Genomic DNA, 18,019 nt, shown 5'->3' with positions numbered 1-18,019 from the left:
CCAACGCTGCAGCTAACTTGCAGGAGAAAAATCGGACACCAGGTGATAGAGATCGCCCGGAAAGATCTGCGTTGCATAGGTGACGCCCTTGCCCGCACGCCATGTCCAGCGTTCGACCTGTAGACAGGGATTGCCGCGCCCTAAGGCCAGCCGGCGGGAGAGGCTTGCATCGGCGGCGATCGCCGTGATCCGATGCCGGGCGTCGGTCCATGGCACATGACCGAGAAGCCATGTGCCGGGCGCATTATGCGCAAAATCGACATTCGCGGCGGCGGCGATGGTGGCAAGGGCGATCACGCGCCGCTCCCAAACGAAAGGCCTCCCCTCGCGCTGGTGCAACCCTTCGAGCGCGAGCGCTTCTCCGCCGACGGCCAGTAAGGCCTCGTCGGGGTCGTCGGGATCGAGCGGACGAATATCGCGCGAAAGCAACGAAAATTCATAGTCCTCCCCACGCGCCGCAACGATCGCAGGAATATCGGGAATTTCTAGCACGGCCGAACGGACGCGCGGCGACGCGACGAACGAGCCGGCGCGCTTGCGGCGCTTGATCAGCCCCTCATCGGCCAGCGCTGTCATCGCCTTGCTGACGGTCGCGCGCGCGCAGCCATAACGGCTCGCAAGCTCGTGCTCCACCGGCAGGCGGTGACCCGGCTTCCACCGACCCGTCCGGATCTTCTTCTCGATATCGCTGCGAATGCGCCGGGCAATCGTCATCCGCCGAGCCTCTCCATGACGGCGCGATAGCGCTGTGCGATGCGCTCTGCGTCACGGTGACGCCCGCCACGCACCTCCTCGCGGCCGAAACACCAGACGCCGTCGACGACACCGCGCCCGCCGGAAAAAACCCAGGCGTCGAGCAGCGCATCGCTGTCGAGGCCGGCGAGCGCGGGATGGCCCGGATCGAGCGATACGATATCCGCGGGCGCGCCCGGCTCCAGTCCCACGGTCTCCGAACACATGCTGCGGTGACCGCCCGCCAGCGCGGCGCGGAAAAGATCGCCGCCGGTCGAACCCCCTTTTTTGCCTGCGCCGATATTGCGCGCATTTTCGGCCAGCCGCTGACCATATTCGAGCTGTTGCAGCTCGAGAGCAGCGTCGATCATCACATTGGAATCGCTGCCGATCGCGATCGCGCCGGCATGATCGAGAAAGGCGCGCAGCGGAAAGAGACCATCGCCGAGATTGGCCTCGGTGATCGGACACAGCCCGGCCACCGCGCCGCTTGCGGCAATGGCCTCGATCTCGCTGGGCGTGACATGCGTCGCGTGGATCAGGGTCCAGCGCCCATCGATAGCGAGCCTGTCGAACAGCCATTCGACTGGGCGATGGCCCGACCAGGCGAGGCACGCCTCGACTTCGGCCTCCTGTTCGGCGATGTGGATATGCATGGGGCAATCCGCATCCATCGTAGTGAGCGCGACAAGCTCTTCTTCCGTCGCGGCGCGCAGACTGTGCGGGGCAATACCGATATTGCCGCCGTCGAGCTTTCGTACGGCGCCACGGGAACCTTCCAGCAGCGCTGCATAGCCGTCGAGATCATTGAGAAAGCGACGTTGGCCTGGACTCGGGTCCGCGCCGCCAAAGCCGCCATGCGCGTAAAAGACGGGGAGCAAGGTCAGGCCGATGCCGGTCGCCCCGGCGGCTGCGGCGATCCGCGCCGCGATCTCGGCGCGATCGCCATAGGCCGCGCCATCGGCATCGTGGTGGAGATAGTGGAACTCGGCGACGCGGACAAAACCGGCTTCGAGCATCTCGGCATAGGCCTGCGCCGTGATCGCTTCGACATCGTCGGGCGTCAGCCGGTCCAGAAAGCGGTACATGACCTCGCGCCAGGTCCAGAAACTGTCCGACGACGGGCCGCGCCGCTCGGTTCGTCCGGCAAGCGCGCGCTGAAAGCCATGGCTGTGGACGTTGACGAGGCCGGGGATTGCGATGCCATGCGCCTCGTCGTCCGGCTTGCGCTCCGTATTCGCCTCGACGGCCATGATCCGGCCCGCATCCAGCCTGAGCCGGACGTGCCGTTCCCAGCCCCCGGGGAGCAGAGCCGTTTCGAACCAGAGCTGTGTCATCGCCGAGTCCCTTTCGCCGGATAAAATGTCTAGACATTATTTGCGCGAGAGCCAACTATGTGCGCAACGGGGACTCGGAGTCGGCGATGCGCTGCGATACAATCTGGACTGATGCGCGCCTCGCAACGATGACGCAGGGTATGTCCGGCCTCGACGAAATAGAAGACGGAATGGTCGCGGCGGATGGCGGCCGGATCGTCTATGCGGGCTCAGTCGCCGACGCCCCAGCCCTTGAAGCCGCCGAAACAGTCACATGTGACGGACGCTGGATCACGCCGGGGCTTATCGATTGCCATACGCACCTCGTCTATGCCGGGAATCGCGCGGCCGAGTTCGAACAGCGGCTTGCCGGTGCGGATTATGAGGACATCGCGAAAGCCGGCGGCGGCATCCTCTCCACCGTTCGCGCGACCCGCGCCGCGAGCCGCGAGCAGCTGGTTGCAGATTCGCGGCCAAGGCTCGCCGATCTCGTCGCCGAGGGTGTCACAACGGTCGAGATCAAGTCAGGCTATGGCCTCACTCTCGCCGATGAGAGCAAGCAGCTCGAAGCCGCGCGCGCGCTCGGCGAAGCGATGGACTGCCGCGTCGCAACGACCTTTCTCGGCATGCACAGCCTGCCACCCGAATTCACCGACGACACCGACGGTTACGCCGCCCATGTTTGCGAGGAGATGCTGCCGGCAATCGCCGAAGCGGGCCTTGCCGACGCCGTCGACATATTTTGCGAGACGATCGGCTTTACGGCAGCGCAAACGCAGCGGCTATTCGAGGCCTCGACTGCGCTCGGCCTGCCGGTCAAGATCCACGCTGAGCAGCTTTCGGATAGCGGCGGGGCCGCGCTCGCCGCTGGGTTCGATGCGCTCTCGGCCGATCATCTGGAATATGCCGGCGAGACGGCGGTCGCCGCGATGGCTGAATCCGGAACCGCTGCCGTGCTCCTTCCCGGCGCTTTCTATTTTCTGCGCGAGACGAAGCTGCCGCCGGTGGAGCTGTTGCGCGCGCATGGCGTCCCGATCTCCGTTGCGACGGATTGCAATCCGGGCACGTCGCCGCTGACCTCACTGCTGCTGACGATGAACATGGCGGCGACACTGTTCCGCTTGACGGTCGAGGAGTGCCTCACCGGTGTGACGCGCAATGCCGCCGGTGCGCTCGGGCTATCGGACGAAATCGGCACGCTGGAGGCTGGCAAGGCCTGCGACCTCGCCATCTGGGACGTCGAACGCCCTGCCGAGCTGGTCTATGCGATCGGCGCTAATCCGCTTCACCAACGAATCAGGAACGGCCGATGACGGTAGTTTTGATCGCTCCCGGCAACGTCTCGCTCGCCGAATGGCGCGCCGTGTACGACGGCGCAGCGATCAAACTGGCCGAGAGCGCCTGGCCGCACATCGCCGAAAGTGCGGCGGCGGTCGAACGCATCCTCGAGGCAGGAACGCCGGTCTACGGCCTCAACACAGGCTTCGGGAAACTTGCCAATGTGAGCATCGGCGCCGACAGTCTCGCGACCTTGCAGCGCAACCTCGTACTCTCGCACGCGGCAGGCGTGGGCGAGGCGATGTCCGAGCGCATGGTCCGGCTGATGATGGTGCTGAAGCTGGCGAGTCTCGGCCAGGGCGCGTCGGGCGTCCGTCCGCAAACCGCGCGGCTGATCGAGGCGATGCTCGCGGCCGGGCTCGTTCCCGTCATCCCGACCCAAGGCTCGGTTAGCGCGAGTGGCGATCTCGCGCCCCTCGCGCATCTTGCCGCTACGATGATCGGCACCGGCGAGATCGTCTATGAGGGCAAGACCCTGCCCGCCGCCAAGGCACTCGCGGCCGCCGGTCTCGAACCTGCCGAACTCGCCCCCAAGGAAGGACTAGCCTTGCTTAACGGGACCCAGTTTTCGACTGCCTATGCGCTTGCGGGTCTGTTCGAGTCGGAAAATCTCTATCGCACCGCTCTCGTCGCCTGCGCGCTTTCGACCGAAGCGGCGAAGGGATCGGACACGCCTTTCGATCCGCGTATCCACGAATTGCGCCGCCATCGGGGCCAGATCGAGACCGCTGCGGCGCTGCGCGCGCTGATGGCGAAGTCGGAAATCCGCGCTTCGCATGCCGTAGACGACGAACGCATCCAGGATCCCTATTGTCTGCGCTGTGCACCGCAAGTGATGGGCGCAGCGCTAGGCCTGATGCGTCAGGCGGGCGAAACGCTTGCCGACGAAGCCAATGGCGTGTCCGACAACCCGCTGATCTTCCCCGAAAGCGACGAAGCGCTGTCGGGCGGCAATTTCCACGCCGAACCCGTTGCCTTCGCCGCCGACACGATCGCGCTGGCGCTGTGCGAAATCGGATCGATCTCCGAACGGCGCACGGCGATGCTCGTCGATCCGGCACTTTCGGGTCTGCCCGCTTTCCTGTCGCCGCGTCCCGGTCTCAATTCCGGGTTCATGATCCCGCAGGTCACCGCCGCCGCATTGGTGTCCGAGAACAAGCAACGGGCTTATCCGGCGAGTGTCGATTCGATCCCGACATCAGCCAATCAGGAGGATCATGTGTCGATGGCGGCGCATGGAGCGCGGCGACTGTCCGCTATGGCCGCCAATGCGCGCGCCGTAGTCGCTATCGAACTGCTCGCCGCCGCGCAGGGCTGCGACTTTCACAAGCCGCTGAAATCGAGCGAGGCGCTCGAAACTGTCCGCGCGCTGATCCGCGACCGCACTCCAGAACTAGCCGACGATCGTTTCTTCCAGGCCGATATCGATAGCGCGACGGCGCTCGTCGCGTCGGGCGCAATCGCCGGAGCGGTCAGCGATGGCCTGCTGCCGGGTCTTGCCGCATGAGCGATTGGGTCGAAATCCATCGCGGCGAGGAACCGCTGATCGTTTCTTTCCCGCATACGGGATCCGATATCCCGGCGGAGATCGAAGCGCGTATGGCCTCGCCCTGGCTCGCCCGCAAAGACGCCGACTGGCATGTCGAGAAACTCTACGATTTCGCCGCAGCGCGCGGCGCGACGACGGTACGTACCCCGTTCAGCCGCTCGGTGATCGACGTCAACCGCGATCCTTCGGGCGCCTCGCTCTACCCGGACCAAGCGACGACGGGCCTGTGTCCGGTCGAGACCTTCGACGGCGAACAACTCTATCGCGACGGCGAAGAACCGAACGAAGCGGAGATCGCCGTGCGCCGCGCGCAATGGTTCGATCCCTATCACACCGCTATCTCGGCCGAGATTGAGCGGCTGCGGACCGCGCATAGCCAGGTCGTTCTCTATGACGCGCATTCGATCCGAAGCCGCATCGGCCGCCTGTTCGACGGCGAGCTGCCGCATCTCAATATCGGCAGTTTCGACGGTACGAGCTGTGCGCCCGAACTGACGGCCACGGTCGAAGAGCCTTGCGCCGCAAGTGCCTTCAGCCATGTTCTGAACGGCCGCTTCAGGGGCGGCTGGACGACACGGCACTATGGCGCTCCCGATAGCGGGATCCACGCCATCCAGATGGAGCTGGCCTGTCGCGGCTATCTCGACGAACCACTGGAAGCCAAACCTGAAAACTGGCCCGCCGACTACGACCCCGGCCGCGCCGCACCGATGTGCGCGCTGCTCGCGAAGATCCTCGACGCTTGCCTCACCTACGCAAGGAGCACCCCATGAACCGCACGGACAATCAGCGCCGGATCAAAGCGCCGCACGGCACCGAGCTGACGGCGAAAAGCTGGACGACCGAGGCGCCGATGCGGATGCTGATGAACAATCTCGATGCCGAGGTCGCCGAACATCCCGAAGAACTTGTTGTCTATGGCGGCATCGGCCGCGCGGCGCGCGATTGGGACTGTTTCGACACCATCGTCGGGTGTCTCCAGAGGCTCGAGGAAGACGAAACCTTGCTCGTCCAGTCGGGCAAGCCCGTCGGCGTCTTCAGGACGCACAAAGACGCGCCCCGGGTGCTGATCGCCAACTCCAACCTCGTCCCCGAATGGGCGACCTGGGAGCATTTCAACGAACTCGATCGCGTCGGACTGATGATGTACGGCCAGATGACCGCCGGATCGTGGATCTATATCGGCACCCAGGGCATCGTGCAGGGTACATATGAGACCTTCGTCGAGGTCGGCCGCCGCCATTATGACGGCGATCTTTCGGGCCGCTGGATCCTCACCGCCGGATTGGGCGGCATGGGCGGTGCACAGCCACTCGCCGCGGTGATGGCCGGCGCCTCCTGCCTTGCGATCGAATGCCAACCCTCGCGGATCGAGATGCGGCTCAAGACCGGCTATCTCGACAAGGCTGCGAACAGCCTCGACGAAGCGTTGGCGATGATCGAGGAGTCCTGCGCTGCGAAGACGCCGCTCTCGGTCGGCCTGCTCGGCAACGCCGCCGAACTCTATCCCGAACTCGTTCGCCGCAGCGTTAGGCCCGACGCAGTCACCGACCAGACCTCGGCGCACGATCCGATCAACGGCTATCTTCCAAAGGGTTGGACGCTCGACCGCTGGCAAACGGCGCGCGAGAACGCGCCCGGCGAGGTCGAGGCGGCGGCAAAGGCGTCGATGGCCGAACATGTCCGCGCGATGCTCGACTTTTATCACGCCGGGGTGCCGACACTCGATTACGGCAACAATATCCGCCAGATGGCAAAGGACGAGGGCGTCGCAGACGCGTTCGATTTCCCCGGCTTCGTCCCCGCCTATATCCGCCCACTCTTCTGCCGGGGCATCGGCCCGTTCCGCTGGGCGGCGCTGTCGGGCGATCCCGAGGACATCTACAAGACCGATGCGAAGGTGAAAGAGCTACTGCCCGACAACACGCACCTCCAACGCTGGCTCGATATGGCCAAGGAGCGCATACACTTCCAGGGCCTGCCCGCGCGTATCTGCTGGGTCGGGCTCGGCGACCGCCACCGGCTCGGCCTTGCCTTCAACGAGATGGTGGCGTCAGGTGAACTCAGGGCGCCAGTCGTGATCGGCCGCGACCATCTCGACTCAGGCTCGGTGGCCTCGCCCAACCGCGAGACGGAGGCGATGCGCGACGGTTCGGACGCAGTGTCGGACTGGCCGCTCTTGAACGCTATGCTCAATACCGCCTCGGGCGCGACATGGGTGTCGCTCCATCATGGCGGGGGCGTCGGCATGGGCTATTCGCAGCATGCCGGCATGGTGATCGTCGCCGACGGCACCGCGGACGCGGCCCGGCGGCTCGAACGCGTGCTGTGGAACGACCCGGCAACAGGTGTTATGCGCCACGCCGATGCCGGCTATCAAGACGCCATAGAATGTGCGCACGACAACGGCCTAAACCTCCCGATGGCCGATGCGAATTCAAACTAATCATGCAGAGGTCATAGGATACCTAAAATCGCAAGTGGCTGGCGACGAACCTTAAGGCCGTTGCTTTACCGAAGATCGGTTCGAGCAGAATCGCGGCCATCGGCAAGATTAGTACGGCTTGCCGAATTTCCACTTTGCACGCAAAGTAGGACTTTGTCGCAGTTCGATTAACGCACCCTCTTTCCCTGCTTCTCAAAAGCCAATACCTGTGTCGCGAAAGCGATTCCTTGTTCCATCGAGCAGGGAATTTTCTCCGAAGAATCTCTGAAACTCTGGCCTCCAACATCTGAATCCGTCGACAAACCGACTGAGTCCTAGCATTTTTCCCACAAATTCCCTGATAACAGGGAAATCTCTGCTAGAGATCAGTTTGCACGAGACTGTACGGCGCGCCAAATCATTTGGACATCCGACGCTTCGGAAGGCGCCAGACCGCGCCTCGGCAACGCATTCAACCTAGTGCTCCGCACGCTGCCGAAGAAACATACGGTAAAGGCGCGTCATCATCTTCAGCGGATCGCCATCGGGCGGCACGACAAGGCCCTTGTCGCGTAGCATCTGGGACAGGATAGGCACGGTTTGCGCTGTCAAAACCTCCAGATCGGCCTCTCCCGAGACGCCCTCGCCTTCCACTGGTGCAGCGTCAGGCATTAGCCTAATGCCGCTTTCCTGCTCCATCCAACGAATATCCTCCTCGTCCAGTTTGCGGCGTATGATGGCGTCGGATAATCTGAATTTGCCATCGAAATGCGGCGACAACTCCCGGATCAGCAAACGCCGCGCCACGACTGTGTCTTGCGAATTCACGATCGAAGCAGGGTGCTGATTCCAGAAAAAGAGGATGGCAACGAGCGGGGCGGCAATACTCTCATTCGCGGTTCGCTCCTTTATCGAGCCCAGGTCCAGGTTCAGCCTTCGGGCGAAATCGCGAACGACCGATCCTTGGTCGAAATCGGCGCGGGAGAATGGCAGAAACCGCACGCCCGACCGGCCGAAAACATCCAGATAGGATTCGAAACGGAATCTGTAATGGGGTTGCGCTACGCCGAATTTGGCCAGACCGGATTTGATACGCTGCTGAAGTGCCGACGACGCGAAACCGATAGGTTCCCGGACATAGGCGATGACTTCGACCGCGATGTCCCGCGCTTCGAAATAGGCTTTGAGGTTTTCGACCTCCCGATGATCGAGCATGCACAACTCTTCAGCCGAGAGGATGAAGGTCCGCCTGTCGTGAGACAGCTCGGCGTCGAGCTGGTCCCGAAACTTGTTGCGCGCTGCCCGTATTTTCTCGGACGGTGCGCCGATTCTCTTCCAGTTTACCGAGTTTTCCGGCCTCTCCATGAATATCGTCGACAAGGGTTGGCTGTGATTGGGAGCCGATAAACGCGCATATCGCGATACGCCGTCATCATAACCAGTCAACGAGTGCTGGATGGATGTCGACCCGGTTTTGTTCATGCCGATATGGAGAATGGCTCGTGGCATATATGGGCTTCCTTCAAGCCAAAACGGATCGATGACAAAGATGTTCAGTCGCGCCTTGCGAGCAGCACTGGTTTGGACACGGAACGTCTTCGAGGCCCGTATATGGGATCGAAAGATGGAGCAACCGATATACCGGCAGAAAGAACCGCACATCTCCACGATATCGCGTTTTGCTTTGACGCCGCCGTTGGCATATGCGCTAATTCGACCTCAGCGCGGAAAATCACTGCCGCAAACAAATCAGGAAAGAGTGAATAGATGAAAGCCACGGCTATTGTTCGCAAGGGCCGCGTACCGGTGCCGGATCGTTTCGCCAGACAGTGCGAGTGGGAGGCCGGTGACAAGGTGCACCTGTCGACGGACGCACCGGGCAGACTGATCGTGTCGCGGACCAAACCCTCGGACAACCTCCTGCGCAGCTATCCTGCGCCGCAGAACGGCACCGTCCTGACGGGCGGCGCCGTCCTCAGAAAAGCCGGTCTGGAAATCGGCGATGTTGTCGCCATCGAACTACGCCGCGACGGGAAAGTGTCTCTAGAACGCGTCGACCCGCGATCCGAACAGGGTTTCGTATCGCCCGAACGGGACGAGCATGACATGCCGATTCCACCGGGCTGGCTCTGCCAGGCGTTTACGAGCATGCCGGATCCGCGCCGCTATCTGCGGAGCGGCGAGCGTTCGGCCAAGCTCATTCTGGAACTGGCCGAAAAACACGGACAGGAACTATCGCCGGAATCGCGCATTCTGGATTTTGGATGTGGAAGCGGCCGCGTCGCCCGATTCCTGCCGCGCCTGACGCCCGGTCAGGTGCTCGCGTGTGACCTGCATCCCGATGCGATCGAATGGTGCCAGCGGCATATGGGCTTCGGTGAGTTTTTCCAGGGCCAGCTCACGCCGCCAATGCATATCGAAGATGACAGCATCGACCTGATGTATGCGGTTTCCGTGCTGACGCATCTGGATATGGACCATCAATTGGCATGGCTGAGCGAATGGGCGCGTATATTGAAGAAAGGCGCACTAGCCATCGTGACCTTCTCTGGCGACGATTTCGTCGAGAAAGTGCTCGCGCATGCTCCCGGGTATCAGGACGCTATCCGGGAGACATGGGCGGCCAATGACGGCTTCGCATTTATCGACGACGATGGCTGGCGGGGCGTATTCCCGGACGCCTATCAAAACGCGTATCAGACATGGGATTCAGTGCGGAAGATATGGGGCGAATTCTTCACTGTCGAAGACATCCTCGCCTCCGGCGAATTTTCCAACCGGCAGAATTGCGCCATTTTGCGCAAGCCGTGACGGCCTGGACCCGATAATCGCAACGCTCCGTCGCAAACACGCGCTTTGCGCTTGATCCGGCGATCAATTCCCGGTTCATGTCGCTCTGTTAAGGCGTTGGCAAGATGACCGAATCCGTAATCGCATTGAACCGCTTCGGCCTTGGAGCACGGCCCGGGGAAAGCGATTTGCGCGCCCCGCGCCAATGGCTCGCGGATCAGCTCGATGCCTTCGACCCAAGCCCCGCCGCGTTGCGGAATGCCCCATCGCGCGAGTTGCTCACCGGAGAGATATTCGATTATCGCGCCGAAATTTCCGAACTCACCCGCCAACGACGCGAAAGACGTAGGGGTGAGCGCACGTCCTCCGAAGGCAATGTCGACGCGCAGCTTATGGACACGCGGCGAATGGCCAACCGGTCGGGCCGCGCCCGCCACCGGGAATTGATCAATGCCCGGGTCCGCATGGCCCTAACCACGTCGACACCTTTTGCCGAACGGCTCGTCCATTTCTGGACCAATCATTTCGCAATTTCGGTCAATGGGCCCGAGCTGCTCCGGCTTGGCGGACTGATGGAGTTCGACGCGATCCGTCCGAATGTCATGGGCCGGTTTCACGATATGCTGCTCGCCGTGACGCGCGACCCGGCGATGCTGCTCTATCTCAATCAGGCGCGGTCTATCGGGCCCAATTCGCCTTTCACCCAGCGGGGCCGCGGCCGCCGCAGGCGCGAGATGGGGCTTAACGAAAACCTCGCACGCGAGATCATGGAGCTGCATACGCTCGGCGTCGACGGCGGCTACTCGCAAGCCGATGTTACGGAATTTGCGCGCGCATTGACCGGATGGACGATCGCCGGGCTCGTCCGTGCGGTGCCGGATCGCATGTTCGACACGTCGGTCCAGCCGGGCGGTTTTGGCTTTGCCGAGTCTTTGCACGAACCCGGCGCGCGCCGACTGATGGGCCGCACCTACGCGCAATCCGGACGGGCGCAGGCCGAGGCGATACTCGCCGACCTCGCCGCGCATCCCTCTACGGCGCGGCATCTCGCGACCAAATTGGCCCGGCATTTCGCCGGAGACGAACCGCCCGCTGCCCTCATCGACCGACTTGCATCGGCCTATCGCAACAGCGGCGGCGATCTACCGGCAATGTATCGCGTGCTGATCGACGCCGAAGAATGTTGGGTCGAGGCACCTCTCAAGTTCAAAACGCCCTGGGAATGGACGATATCGACCTTTCGGGCGCTGGGCGAACGTGGTGCCGGCCAGCTGACGCGACGCTTCGTCAACGAAATGGGTCAACCGACCTGGAGGCCAGGATCGCCTGCCGGTTTTGACGATGTGGCGGACAGCTGGACCGGGGCAGCGGCGCTCGCCTCGCGCGTCGAGATCGCACAGCGCGTCGCGGAAGTCAGCCGGGACCGGATCGATGCGCGCACGCTCGCGCCCCAGCTTCTTGGCACCATGTTGAGCAGCCGGACAGCGCGGATCATCGCCGGGGCCGAAAGCGCCGACCAGGGGCTTGCGTTGCTTCTCGTGTCGCCCGAATTCCTGCGGAGATGAGACCATGATCGATCGTCGACGATTCTTGCGGAACGGCGCGGCCGGTGCGGCCAGCCTGGTGTTCCTGCCGCATATCGCCTGCGCCCAGGCGGAAACCGACAGGCGGCTGGTCTTCATCATTCTGCGCGGTGCGGCCGATGCGCTGTCGATGGTCGCGCCGACCGGTGACCCGCAATATGAGACCGCGCGCCGCGATTTCGCCGGGCATAGTGAGGGCGGCGCGCGACTGGACAGTTTTTTCACTTTGCATCCGGCCTTGGCGGAAACTGCCCGGCTCTACGCATCCGGCGACGCAGCCATTTTCCACGCCGTCGCATCGGCCTATCGAGATCGCTCCCATTTCGATGGACAGAATATTCTCGAAACCGCCGGTACGACACCCTATGGCCTGCGCGACGGGTGGATGAACCGGCTCGCCGGCCTGCTATCCGGGCAGCAAGCCGAAGCCCTGGCCCTGTCGTCCAACATGCCGATGGTTCTGCGCGGCGAAGCCGAGGCGTCGTCTTACGCGCCCTCCCGATTGCCCGAACCCGATGTCGGGCTGCTGTCACGTGTGGCGATGCTGTATGAAGGCGATGAAGAATTGCATGCGGATTGGGAACAGGCGACCGAAACCCGCGAACTGGCGGGCGATGTCGAAGGCGCACGACGCGGCGAAGCGGCAACCGGGGAATTGGCGGCCCGCTTTCTTTCAGATCCCGAGGGACCGCGGATCGCGGCGATGGAAATGGGCGGCTGGGACACGCATCGCGATCAACGCCGCAGGCTGAACCGCCGGTTCGAAGCGCTCGACGCGGTGCTCGCTGCATTGCACTCGGGGCTCGGGCCGATCTGGTCGAACACGCTGGTGATCGTGGCGACCGAATTCGGCCGCACCGTCCGCCCCAACGGCACCCAGGGATCGGATCACGGAACCGGCTCGGCGGCGCTGGTGCTCGGCGGCGCGTTGCGCGGCGGCAGTGTCGTTGCGGATTGGCCCGGCCTCAGGCCCGCCGACCTCTTCGAGGGCCGCGACCTGCAGCCGACCCGATCGCTCGACCGGCTTTTCGCCGACCTGGTCGCCGACCATTTCGCAATCGAACCGGGCCTGCTCCGCCGCACAGTATTCCCAGCAGCCGGAACGACGCCCGTTGCGAACGGACTGATCCAGACCTGATCGCGATCTAGTGCTTTCACTCGGAAGTTTTTCATTAGGCCCTTTTGTGCGATCTCAGAATAGTTAGAAATTCCTCACCATTCGGCGAGATGGCGCCTGTCCGATTCAACACGGTTTCTGGCGGCGGCCGATCGTTATGTACATATTGGCCAACTATCGGATTGTATTTCTGCCAGAGCATCCGATTTTTCGGTTTCAAACGTCCAACGACCAGCAAGCCGGTCGGCCACGAGTTCACCAGGGTCAGTTGAAGGTCCGGTCGAAAGCGTTTCAGGCAGTCATATATTTTCCAGACATCACCGGCCCAAGCACCGGTATTCCGCTCCCGCGTCGCCTGTTCGGCAAGATTCGGCAGAACGTCGTCGATCACGACGAGCGTGTGCGGCCCTGCGATTTCTTCGACATGCATGAAGTCTCGCAGCACATTCTCGAATAGATGCATGCCGTCAATGAACACAAGATCGGGCTGCGCCTCGAGTATCGGATGTTCTTTCCACCCGAAAAAATCATCGCTCGTCTGGCGGACGATTTCGGCCTTTTCTGAGAGTGTTGCCGTGACATCCGGATCAGGGTCCACACCGACGGCTTCGCAGTCCGCCAGCGCCAGGCTCTTACCCTCGCGGACACCGATTTCGAGATAGCTTTGCGGCTCCAGCTCCTTGTGCAGCATTGCCAGAACGTCGAGATATCGAGATTCGCCCTGCGCCGCACTCAGCTCTGGCGGAGGCCGACTGCCAACGAAGCGGTTGTTTATCGCCTTTGCGGCCGAATCGTCTGACGTCTTCGGACGTTTGGCCTTCTGTTTCGTCTTGCTGAATATGCCGACGAGGTCATTCCACGGACCGCGGCGATCTCGCCACAGATCGACGAGATGGCAATCGGCATATTTGGCGAGCGCGCGATACGCGTCCGGATAGAAGCGGTAGCAATCCACCGGATGTCGATGGATCGGACCCGAAGACGGCGCGATCAAGAAGAGATAGCCGTCGGACTTCGTAACGCGCATCATCTCCGCGAACGATAGCCAGAACATCTCGCAATGTTCGAGCATCTGGCCAGAGATCACGAGATCGAAAGCATCGTCCGGGAAGGGCAGCGCATAGGGGTCGTCTAGCACCACGCCGACCCCGGGACCCGGCTCCAGATCAACGGCTAGATAGTCGAAGTCGGGCTTGCCGAACAAATCGGCATAAGAACCGTTAACATCGGCGCCGCCGATATCGACGATTTTAAGCGGCGACGAGGCTTTTGCGACCATGTCCGCAGCGTATCGGCGATGGCATTCACGCATATTTTCCATCGAACTGGCATGCATGATCAATCTCGTTCGTTACGGCTGGTCGGTCGGATGACCACCGCATATCTGGTGACCGAAATCGAGTAAACGGCGCAAGCGCCAATATGTCCGTATCAATCCGCTAAGGATGATCGCGATTTTTGCTAAACCATCACAATATGATGCTATTGAAATAGCGCTTCGACGCGACCAAATATGTATCGGCTTAAAGGACTTAATCCATGACCGAACAGCGGAAAGACCAATCGGCTTGGTCACGGGTACGCAAGTATCTCGCGCCTGAATCTGACAATGAAACCGGAAAAGCAGACGAAGGGCCTCAACCGATGTCAACTGCACCCACCGAAACCGGAGCAACCGCTGAGCAAGAAGCAACCGGAACAGATTCGGCTTGGGAATTGCTACACATGCGCGATGGGAAGTTTTTCTTCGCGAGCCCCGCAGACTGGAACGGCGATAATCCGATCGCCGAAGGAATGGGCGAAACGCGGAAACTGAGCAACACGGGCGAATTGCTTCAATCGGTCAATCTGATCGAGGATCCCGCTTTCCGGGACGGCGATACACACTGGCGGACAAGCTTTCAGGGTTTTGAAAATGTTGCCACATCTCCGGCGGCCGAGAAAGACAGCGTTGTTGCACCGACAAGCGGTCGAGCGCTGAAATCCGTTATTACGGTCGGGAAGGACGCGCGACAGGGGCGCCTCTTCCTGATCTATGCCGATCCGGTCTGGGGTAAAAACATCCCGGTCACCGCCGGCGAAAAGTGCCAGTTGAGTTGCCGGTGCCAGATTGACGGTCCGCTTCGAAACAAACCCGCGAGCGTAAAGGTGGCGCTCGAGTTTCGAGATGCGAATGACGCGATTATCGGCGCGGAAGCGCATGAATTTGCGACCGTTCCCGGTGAGGATGCGAACGGCTTTGTCGAGGCCGTATCAGTTCAGGCAGTCGCGCCTCCCGGAGCACAGTATATGCTTTTCGTTATCCGTCTGTCGATCGAAGCCGTAGACACGGATCACGGAGAGATCGAATTCCGGATAGCCGAACCAACTTTGATGCGCGGCACCGAATTCCTGGACCCGGAATGGAGCGTCGATCCCGTCGACCTCGACCCGATACGCAGGTTTATTGCCGATCCGAACCGCCCGGTCTATGTCGCTGATACCAGCCTTCGCGCCATGGATCGGCCGTTATCGAAGATCATATTGCGGGACGACCAAAATGCCGCCCCGTTGCTGGAATATGACGTTCCGAAACCGAAGGGATCGCCGGTCGCGCAGGTTTTTGCGATCGAAACGCCGACCCTGAAGATCAAGGTCCGGCAGTTTTTCGGAACGATCGCTGTCCGGATTGACGGCGAAACCATCGGCACGAAATCCGTTCGGAGCTTCGAAGGGTTCCGGACTTTCTTGTTTACCATGCCGACCCACTATCTGGACGACAACTATCACGTCATTGAGGTGAGCGACTATAAGACCGGCAAGGTCATGGCGCGCGATTGTTCGATCATCGCCGACAACGCCACACCATGGTCGGCAATCGAAACCTATTGCATGCCGCCCTTCGAACGCCGGATTTCGCCGCGCGCAAATCAATGGATGCGCGCCTATGAAAGCCAGCTGGAATATTTTGCCAAACTCGACCGGCTCTCGACGCAGGACAAATGGCTGATGCAGTCCCTGCCGCGTATCAGGGACGTCATCACGCGCGGTTTCGAGAATAATACCGACTTTTTCCCGTTGGAGTTCCAGCAGCCGAAAGAACCGCTCGTCAGCGTTATCATCCCGGTGCATGGCAAATATTCGGTGACGTTCCATTGTCTTTGCTCGCTACTGCTCGCCCGCAATAATGTCGAATTCGAACTGATCGTCGTGAATGATGGTTCGCCGGACGATACAGCGGAGCGGCTCGCCGAGCATAAAGGGATAACGGTGGTCTCCCGCGAGGCGGCAGGCGGCTTTATCGATGCCTGCCATGACGGCGCGGACCACGCTTCGGGCGAATATCTGCTGTTCCTCAACAACGACGTTGAAACGACGGCTGGCTGGATCGACGAGCTGGTCAAGGTGTTCGAGATTTTCCCGGGCACCGGCGCAGCGGCGTCCAAACTGCTCTTCCCGGACGGGCGTCTGCAGGACGCGGGCGGCATCGTCTGGAACACCGGCACGCCGGCGAATTACGGCCGCGGAAAGAACGCGCTTGACCCGCGCTTCACCTATTCGCGCGACGCGGATTATCTGTCGGGCGCCGCGCTGATGACGCCCGTCGAAGTGTGGAATGAGATTGGCGGTTTCGAGGACTCACTGCGACCCGCTTATTTCGAGGACACCTGGTACAGTTTCGCTGTGCGCGAACTGGGCCTGCGAACCATCTATTGCGCGCCATCCAAAGTCTATCATGTTCAGGGCGTTTCCAACGGCGTCGACACCGATACCAATACCGGCCTCAAGCGCTTTCAGAAAATCAACCACCCCAAGTTCAAACAGCGCTGGGCGAAAGCCTATGCCGCACATGGCGACGAATGGGATCGGGAAGATTTACAGAAGGACCGCACGGCAAGCGGCCGCGCGCTGGTCATCAGCTGGACCCTGGCGCGCCCGGATCATGATGCCGGCAGCTTCGCGCTCTTGCAGGAAATGAGGATGCTCCAGTCGCTGGGCATGAAAGTAACGCATCTGCCAGGCAACTGCGCCTATATGGGGCGCTACAACGAAGATCTGTACCGGCAGGGTATCGAATGCATCCATGCGCCCTTTGCGAGCAGTGTCGAAGATTTTCTGATCCAGCGCGGTTCCGAATTCGATATGGTCTATGTTTGCAACTACACCACGCTCGAACCGCTGATCGACCCGATCCGGAAATATGCGCCGCAGGCTAAGCTCGTACTCAACATTATGGACCTCCATTTCCTGCGCGAAATGCGTAAGTCTCTGTTCGCCGGTGATGCGGAGGCCGAGGAGAATGCGCACCGGGTACGAGATGCGGAACTCGCTGTTATCAAGCGCACCGATATGGCGCTCAGCTATAGCGATCTCGAGGTCGAAATGATGCGCGCGCTGGTCGGCAGTGCCGCAAAGGTCAAGCTGCTCCCCTGGGTGCAGGAAACAAATCCCGGCGATGCGACTTTCAAGGAGCGGTCGGGCCTGTGTTTTGTCGGCAGTTATCGCCATCCGCCCAATGTGGACGCGGTGCATTATTTCGCCGAATCCATCGTGCCGATACTGCACGAGCCAGACGCAAAGAACAGGCTTCATGTATACGGTTCAGGCTGGGACAAGGAGGCGCAGGCTCTGTCCCAGGAAGGCGTCGACATCGAGGGCTTTATCGAAGATATCGCGGACGCCTATGCGCACCACCGGATATTCGCGTCACCGCTCACGAGCGGCGCCGGGATCAAGGGCAAGGTGATCTCGGCGATGGCGCATGGCATACCGACGATCCTTTCGAACGTGTCCGCCGAAGGCATGGCGCTCAGACATATGGACCATTGCCTGATCGCCAACAGCCCGCAGGAATGGGTCGAAGCGATCGAATTGCTGCAGACCGACGAGCAACTCTGGCAGAAAATTCGTGATAATGCCCTCGAATTTGTTGACGCCAATTTCTCCTTCGAGCGCGGCAGCAAGGAGATGCGAGATATCGTGAGTGCCGTCGACATTTACGTATAAACTCACTGCCTAAGCCGCTGAAATAAAGCATATAAGACAGTCGGATCGCCCGAATTCTCGGGATTGCAGATCGGGGCCTCCCGTCCGGAGAATGAGTGATTATTCACCGATCGGCACAGTGAAAACTTTTGTGAAGGACCTTTTTGGCATAGGAGATGCCGGTTTCCGGCACGCATCCGAGGC

Annotated in this window: 12 protein-coding genes; 8 read left to right on the top strand and 4 right to left on the bottom strand. The window is 61.3% G+C overall.

Annotated features, from left to right (window positions below; translation table 11 throughout):
• Window positions 1-12 precede the first annotated feature (12 nt).
• Both Q0974_RS05150 and Q0974_RS05145 read right to left on the bottom strand, forming a co-directional pair.
• A complete protein-coding gene (locus Q0974_RS05150; protein ID WP_299323421.1) occupies window positions 13-714 on the bottom strand; it encodes a UTRA domain-containing protein in 702 nt (233 codons plus the stop codon).
• Window positions 711-2,069, bottom strand: a complete 1,359-nt coding sequence (locus Q0974_RS05145) for a formimidoylglutamate deiminase (RefSeq protein ID WP_299323419.1) — start codon at window positions 2,067-2,069, stop codon at window positions 711-713. The genes Q0974_RS05150 and Q0974_RS05145 overlap by 4 nt, the downstream gene beginning before the upstream one ends.
• Before the next feature lie 86 nt (window positions 2,070-2,155).
• Between Q0974_RS05145 and hutI the strand changes: the two genes are divergently transcribed.
• Genes hutI through hutU form a run of 4 tightly spaced genes read left to right on the top strand, consistent with a single transcriptional unit; the run spans window position 2,156 to window position 7,381 of the window.
• Window positions 2,156-3,361 carry an imidazolonepropionase gene (gene hutI / locus Q0974_RS05140; protein ID WP_299323417.1) on the top strand — a complete coding sequence of 402 codons (1,206 nt, stop codon included), beginning with the start codon at window positions 2,156-2,158 and terminating at the stop codon, window positions 3,359-3,361.
• Window positions 3,358-4,893, top strand: a complete 1,536-nt coding sequence (gene hutH, locus Q0974_RS05135; protein WP_299323415.1) for a histidine ammonia-lyase — start codon at window positions 3,358-3,360, stop codon at window positions 4,891-4,893. Before hutI ends, hutH begins: the two co-directional genes overlap by 4 nt.
• Window positions 4,890-5,708 (top strand): N-formylglutamate deformylase, encoded by an 819-nt coding sequence (hutG, locus tag Q0974_RS05130; protein WP_299323413.1) that lies wholly within the window; start codon window positions 4,890-4,892, stop codon window positions 5,706-5,708. The genes hutH and hutG overlap by 4 nt, the downstream gene beginning before the upstream one ends.
• Entirely contained in the window at window positions 5,705-7,381 is a 1,677-nt protein-coding gene (gene hutU / locus Q0974_RS05125) for a urocanate hydratase (protein WP_299323411.1), read from the top strand. Before hutG ends, hutU begins: the two co-directional genes overlap by 4 nt.
• 456 nt (window positions 7,382-7,837) lie before the next feature.
• On the opposite strand, the gene Q0974_RS05120 is transcribed toward hutU, so the two are convergent.
• On the bottom strand, window positions 7,838-9,022 hold the full coding sequence (locus Q0974_RS05120) for a hypothetical protein (RefSeq protein WP_299323409.1): 1,185 nt from the start codon (window positions 9,020-9,022) through the stop codon (window positions 7,838-7,840).
• Between the two features lie 105 nt (window positions 9,023-9,127).
• Between Q0974_RS05120 and Q0974_RS05115 the strand changes: the two genes are divergently transcribed.
• The 3 genes from Q0974_RS05115 (at window position 9,128) to Q0974_RS05105 (ending at window position 12,871) form a co-directional block, all read left to right on the top strand.
• Window positions 9,128-10,171, top strand: coding sequence for a class I SAM-dependent methyltransferase (locus tag Q0974_RS05115; protein WP_299323407.1), 1,044 nt, complete (start codon window positions 9,128-9,130; stop codon window positions 10,169-10,171).
• Between the two features lie 104 nt (window positions 10,172-10,275).
• Window positions 10,276-11,715, top strand: coding sequence for a DUF1800 domain-containing protein (locus tag Q0974_RS05110; protein ID WP_299323405.1), 1,440 nt, complete (start codon window positions 10,276-10,278; stop codon window positions 11,713-11,715).
• Window positions 11,716-11,719: 4 nt separating this feature from the next.
• Entirely contained in the window at window positions 11,720-12,871 is a 1,152-nt protein-coding gene (locus Q0974_RS05105) for a DUF1501 domain-containing protein (RefSeq protein WP_299323403.1), read from the top strand.
• Between the two features lie 34 nt (window positions 12,872-12,905).
• On the opposite strand, the gene Q0974_RS05100 is transcribed toward Q0974_RS05105, so the two are convergent.
• The gene (locus tag Q0974_RS05100; protein WP_299323401.1) at window positions 12,906-14,129 is read right to left on the bottom strand and encodes a methyltransferase domain-containing protein; all 1,224 of its coding nucleotides are present in this window, start codon (window positions 14,127-14,129) and stop codon (window positions 12,906-12,908) included.
• A gap of 446 nt (window positions 14,130-14,575) precedes the next feature.
• Between Q0974_RS05100 and Q0974_RS05095 the strand changes: the two genes are divergently transcribed.
• Entirely contained in the window at window positions 14,576-17,836 is a 3,261-nt protein-coding gene (locus Q0974_RS05095) for a glycosyltransferase (RefSeq protein WP_299323399.1), read from the top strand.
• Window positions 17,837-18,019: the final 183 nt, after the last annotated feature.

Source organism: Parasphingopyxis sp., assembly GCF_028279465.1.
Taxonomy (GTDB): Bacteria; Pseudomonadota; Alphaproteobacteria; order Sphingomonadales; family Sphingomonadaceae; genus Parasphingopyxis.
Note: the sequence above shows the minus strand (reverse complement) of the source record. Positions and strands in the feature narration are given on the sequence as shown.

What these genes read in the sequence shown, in the direction of transcription:
- hutI (WP_299323417.1), top strand. Translation starts at nt 2,156, where the DNA reads ATGCGCTGCGATACAATCTGGACTGATGCGCGCCTCGCAACGATGACG.
- Q0974_RS05120 (WP_299323409.1), bottom strand. Translation starts at nt 9,022, where the DNA reads ATGTGCGGTTCTTTCTGCCGGTATATCGGTTGCTCCATCTTTCGATCC.
- Q0974_RS05100 (WP_299323401.1), bottom strand. Translation starts at nt 14,129, where the DNA reads ATGGTCGCAAAAGCCTCGTCGCCGCTTAAAATCGTCGATATCGGCGGC.
- Q0974_RS05145 (WP_299323419.1), bottom strand. Translation starts at nt 2,069, where the DNA reads ATGACACAGCTCTGGTTCGAAACGGCTCTGCTCCCCGGGGGCTGGGAA.
- Q0974_RS05095 (WP_299323399.1), top strand. Translation starts at nt 14,576, where the DNA reads ATGCGCGATGGGAAGTTTTTCTTCGCGAGCCCCGCAGACTGGAACGGC.
- Q0974_RS05150 (WP_299323421.1), bottom strand. Translation starts at nt 714, where the DNA reads ATGACGATTGCCCGGCGCATTCGCAGCGATATCGAGAAGAAGATCCGG.
- hutH (WP_299323415.1), top strand. Translation starts at nt 3,358, where the DNA reads ATGACGGTAGTTTTGATCGCTCCCGGCAACGTCTCGCTCGCCGAATGG.
- hutG (WP_299323413.1), top strand. Translation starts at nt 4,890, where the DNA reads ATGAGCGATTGGGTCGAAATCCATCGCGGCGAGGAACCGCTGATCGTT.
- Q0974_RS05110 (WP_299323405.1), top strand. Translation starts at nt 10,276, where the DNA reads ATGACCGAATCCGTAATCGCATTGAACCGCTTCGGCCTTGGAGCACGG.
- Q0974_RS05105 (WP_299323403.1), top strand. Translation starts at nt 11,720, where the DNA reads ATGATCGATCGTCGACGATTCTTGCGGAACGGCGCGGCCGGTGCGGCC.
- hutU (WP_299323411.1), top strand. Translation starts at nt 5,705, where the DNA reads ATGAACCGCACGGACAATCAGCGCCGGATCAAAGCGCCGCACGGCACC.
- Q0974_RS05115 (WP_299323407.1), top strand. Translation starts at nt 9,128, where the DNA reads ATGAAAGCCACGGCTATTGTTCGCAAGGGCCGCGTACCGGTGCCGGAT.